Annotated in this window: 5 protein-coding genes; 2 read left to right on the forward strand and 3 right to left on the reverse strand. The window is 39.6% G+C overall.

Going from position 1 to position 4,284, the window contains the following annotated elements:
- Nucleotides 1-212: hypothetical protein (locus NTU69_01615; protein MCX5802224.1), on the forward strand; the 212-nt coding region annotated here is incomplete at its 5' end.
- Between the two features lie 39 nt (nucleotides 213-251).
- On the opposite strand, the gene plsY is transcribed toward NTU69_01615, so the two are convergent.
- Nucleotides 252-836 carry a glycerol-3-phosphate 1-O-acyltransferase PlsY gene (gene plsY / locus NTU69_01620; GenBank protein MCX5802225.1) on the reverse strand — a complete coding sequence of 195 codons (585 nt, stop codon included), beginning with the start codon at nucleotides 834-836 and terminating at the stop codon, nucleotides 252-254.
- A gap of 244 nt (nucleotides 837-1,080) precedes the next feature.
- Between plsY and rpmB the strand changes: the two genes are divergently transcribed.
- The gene (rpmB, locus tag NTU69_01625) at nucleotides 1,081-1,302 is read left to right on the forward strand and encodes a 50S ribosomal protein L28 (GenBank protein ID MCX5802226.1); all 222 of its coding nucleotides are present in this window, start codon (nucleotides 1,081-1,083) and stop codon (nucleotides 1,300-1,302) included.
- On the opposite strand, the gene NTU69_01630 is transcribed toward rpmB, so the two are convergent.
- Together NTU69_01630 and NTU69_01635 are read right to left on the reverse strand one after the other, a co-directional pair.
- Nucleotides 1,241-3,286 (reverse strand): bifunctional (p)ppGpp synthetase/guanosine-3',5'-bis(diphosphate) 3'-pyrophosphohydrolase, encoded by a 2,046-nt coding sequence (locus tag NTU69_01630; GenBank protein ID MCX5802227.1) that lies wholly within the window; start codon nucleotides 3,284-3,286, stop codon nucleotides 1,241-1,243. The two genes, rpmB and NTU69_01630, sit on opposite strands and share 62 nt — an antisense overlap.
- Nucleotides 3,273-4,256: a response regulator gene (locus NTU69_01635; protein MCX5802228.1), complete on the reverse strand. Its 984-nt coding sequence runs from the start codon at nucleotides 4,254-4,256 to the stop codon at nucleotides 3,273-3,275. Before NTU69_01635 ends, NTU69_01630 begins: the two co-directional genes overlap by 14 nt.
- Nucleotides 4,257-4,284: the final 28 nt, after the last annotated feature.

Below are 4,284 nucleotides of genomic sequence, written 5' to 3' on the forward strand. Positions count from 1 at the left end.
TCTACGGTGTTATCCCGCTCGATAGCATGGAAGAATTACGGGACAAAACAAAAGCCCTTGATGAGGGGATGGGTGAGATAGGTGCATCTTTAGAAAGGCCGTTCTTAACACTCCAGACAATTCCTTTCACAGGTCTTCCTTTTTTGAGGATAACAGACAAGGGGCTTGTGGATATTAAAAGTAAAAAACTGGTACCGTTGTTTTTAGCATAGAGCATAGAGGAAATTATGGTTTTTCCTATCCGCTATGTGCTAAAAGCTGATTTTATTTTCCTTTCCCTCCAGGAGCCTCTTTATATTGTCTCTGTGTTTTATGAATATCAAAACACCTATGATAAATGAAAGATAGATGTATGCCTGCGGTACCTTTAATATGTAGAGGGTAAGTGGCATAATCCCAGTACCGGCAAGGGAACCGAGGGAAACATAACGCCATTTGAGAAGAACGAGTATAAAGATGATGGCATTTATTAATATTGCGAGAGGGCTGATTGCAAGGTAAACACCGAGGGCCGTTGCAACGCCCTTGCCGCCTTTAAACTTTAAAAATACAGGGTAGAGATGACCGAGGAAAGAAGCAATCCCTATGGCTGTTATGAGCATTTTTGGTTCCTCGTAATACACTGCCAATATGGTTGGAACAAAACCTTTTGTGATATCACCTAAAAGTGTAATTATGCCTATAGTCTTCCCCGCCGCCCTCATCACATTGGTAGCCCCTATGTTTCCACTGCCAATTTTTCTTGGGTCCTTGCCTTTTAATTTTGAAAGGATTACGCCTATCGGTATTGAGCCAATAAGATATGAGATTGTTATATAGAGCACACTTGTGAACATTGTTTTAAGGATATTTTAAACAGGGTGTATTGTCAACGACTAACTTATACCTGTAAGGGTTCAAGGGGTCGAGGATTCAAGGATTCAAGCGTTTAACTCCGAACTTATAACTACAGACCTTTTTTTATTTTCCCTCGTCCGAGCGGGGCGGTCGTCCCCCGTGCTTTGAATATTTAAATTCTATTGACATTCAGTGCCCAAGCGAGTAAACTTCATACTTTCAGTAAAGGAATTGGAGGCACAAATGGCAAGGGTATGTGAGATATGTGGGAAGGGTAAGCAGATTGGCAATAATGTGAGTCACGCAAATAACAAGACAAAAAGGGAGTGGCTTCCTAATTTACAGAGTGTGCATGTAATCCAGAACGGTGTCAAAAAAAGAATAAAAGTTTGCACCAAATGTATCAAAAAGGGCAGCATTCAGAAAGCCCTCTCCTGTCGGGATAGGTCATTACCTGGGCACTGATGATGTTTACCTTATTTGAAGATATTATCGTGCTGATTTCAGAAAGGAGACCCTTTTTGTCTTCCCCGGACACCTTCAACCTTACTGGATATGTGAAATCTTTGTTCAATTCCCATGAGACCTTGACCTTCCTCTGTTCATCATAGGTGTGGACATTTGGACAATCTTCTACATGTATGGTTAACCCTCTCCCCCTTGTGATGAAGCCGAAAACTTTGTCCCCTGGTATTGGGTTGCAGCACTTGGCAAATCTGACAACCACTCCATCAATACCTTCTATCTTAATGGCGCTGTCTTTACCCTTTTTTATAGTGCTTATTATTTTTTTGAGTTTGCTTGGTTTTTCTTCCTCCGGGATGATTTTTCCAAGCACATGGAGGGGGGTATATAAACCATAACCTACACTTGCAAAAAGGTCGTCGGTAGTTTCAAAGCTGAATTCTTTTGCAATATTGAGTAGTTCCCCGGATTTTAACATTTTTGAGAAACTAAAATTGTGCTTTTGTAGTTCCTTTTCAATGAGGGCACGACCAAGCTCAATACTTCTTTCCCTCTGTTCTGTTTTTATCCATTGTCTGATTTTTGTTTTTGCCTTTGATGTCTTTACAAAACCCAGCCAGTCTTTGCTTGGTTTATGGGTAGGGTTTGTTTGAATCTCAATAGTGTCCCCGCTTTTCAAGATGTGTCGCAGGGGGACAAGTTTTCCATTTACCTTTGCGCCCACACATTTATGCCCGAGTTGTGAGTGTATGGCATAGGCAAAGTCTACAGGTGTTGAACCTTTTGGAAGTTCTTTTACATCACCCTTTGGCGTAAAAACATAGACTTCATCAGGGAAAAGGTCGATCTTGAATATCTCCATAAACTCTTTATTATCTTTTAATTCCTGTTGCCATTCTATCAGTCTTCTTAGCCATGCAAATATTTTGTCTTCTTTTGCATTAAAAACCTTCCCTTCTTTGTACTTCCAGTGAGCTGCGATACCTTCCTCTGCAATCTGGTGCATTTCATGGGTTCTTATCTGGATCTCCATCTTCTCACGGTATGGTCCTATCACCTTGGTATGGAGGGATTGATACATATTTGCCTTGGGAAGAGCAATATAGTCGTTAAATTTTTCGGGTATGGGTTTGAACATTGCATGGATATAACCAAGTGCCTCATAGCATTCTTTTATACTGTTTACTACAATTCTAAAGGCGGTTATATCATAAATATCATCAATGTTTAATCTCTCCTGAACCATTTTCCTATATACACTGTACAATCTTTTTGCCCTTCCTGACACATCTGCCCTTAGATTGTATTCGGCCAATCTATTTTTTATCATCTCCTTTACTTCATTTATGTATGCGTCCCTTTCCTTCTTCTGTTTTGCAATCTTCTCTTTAATGATCTTGCATTCAGCAGGTTTTAGATATTTAAAGGAAGCGTCTTCAAGCTCGTCTTTCAGCCACTCAATGCCCAGCCTGTGGGCAAGAGGTGCATATATATCAGTAGTTTCCCTGGCGATTTCCATTTGCTGTTCAGGGGAAAGGAATTGGAGTGTTTGCATATTATGGTATCTATCTGCTAATTTTATCAGTATGACCCTTATGTCCTTACTCATTGCAAGGATCATCTTCCTTAAGTTTTCTACCCTTGAATCTTCAGAGGTTTTTAAAGGAATCTTGCTAATCTTTGTCACACCATCCACGAGTTCTGCTATTTCTTTTCCAAAATACTCTTCTATTTCTTTTTTACTCACATAGGAATCTTCTACCGTATCATGTAAAAGTCCGGAGACAACACTTGGAACATCAAGGTTCATTTTTGTGAGGGTATATGCTACCTCTAACGGGTGAATTAGATAGGGTTCGCCGGAAAGCCTTGTTTGACCTTTATGGGCTTGTGCAGTAAAGATATATGCCTTCTGTAATATTGATACATCAGCCTGTGGATTGTATTTTAATATTTCTTCTACGATATCATTAAATCTGACCATCTCGTATCCACTTGTAATAGACTACAGGCATAGAGGATGTGACAACCGTTAAAGAACCTATTTTCTTAAAAAGGGTCCTGTTATCCAGTCTTGCCTTTGTTTCCTCTGATATAACGACTTCACCAGAAGCGGCAAATTTTTGAAGCCTTGCGGCTATGTTTACTGGCATGCCAAGGGCTGTGTATTCTTTTTTGTTTATTGAACCAAAAATACCTGTAACAACATACCCTGTACTTATTCCTATTCCCATATTAAGACCTTGATTTATATCTTCCATCATCTTTACCATTTCAATGGCGCAATTGACTGCATTATCCTCATGTCTTTCCTGATATACCGGTGCTCCAAATAAAGCCATTATGCTGTCCCCGATATATTTGTCTATCATCCCTTTATGTTTTATTATAATCTCGCTCATAGGGTGAAAATAATATCTGTTAAGTAAGGAGGCAAGCTCTTCTGGCGGTATCTTTGAAGAAAGTTGCGTAAAGCCTCTGATATCCGAAAAGAGAATCGTTATGAATGAGACCTTTGTCTGGAGATGGGCTGGTTCGATCAGGAGTTCGTTAAATATGTCTGGTGATATGAACTGCTTTAATTTTCTCTTTAAATAGTATTCCTTGATTTTCCATTTAAGCTCTTTGTTCTCAAAGGGCTTTGTGATGAATCCGTCTATCCCGGCTTCTATGGCCTTTATTGAGTATTCAAGTGTGCCATAACCTGTTAAAATAATCTTTGTAATCTCCTGATTTAATTTGTTTATCTCTTCAATCGTTTTTATCCCATCCATACCCGGCATGATGAGGTCGCATATCACGATGTCAAAATTATCGGGGGTTTTTTGAAATATGTTTAGCGCTTCTTCCCCATCCCTGGCTACTTCTACCGAGTAACCATCCTCTTTAAGCACCCTTGTAAGCGACCTTCTTATCCCGACCTCATCATCAACAACAAGAATGCCTAATTGCATGTTATTGTACCCCTTTCACCTTTATAAT

Source organism: Pseudomonadota bacterium (assembly GCA_026388215.1).
Taxonomy (GTDB): Bacteria; Desulfobacterota; Syntrophorhabdia; order Syntrophorhabdales; family Syntrophorhabdaceae; genus JAPLKF01.

Bases quoted from the DNA above. Each gene is read 5' to 3' on its own strand.
- plsY (MCX5802225.1), bottom strand. From the start codon at position 836: ATGTTCACAAGTGTGCTCTATATAACAATCTCATATCTTATTGGCTCA.
- NTU69_01635 (MCX5802228.1), bottom strand. From the start codon at position 4,256: ATGCAATTAGGCATTCTTGTTGTTGATGATGAGGTCGGGATAAGAAGG.
- NTU69_01630 (MCX5802227.1), bottom strand. From the start codon at position 3,286: ATGGTCAGATTTAATGATATCGTAGAAGAAATATTAAAATACAATCCA.
- rpmB (MCX5802226.1), top strand. From the start codon at position 1,081: ATGGCAAGGGTATGTGAGATATGTGGGAAGGGTAAGCAGATTGGCAAT.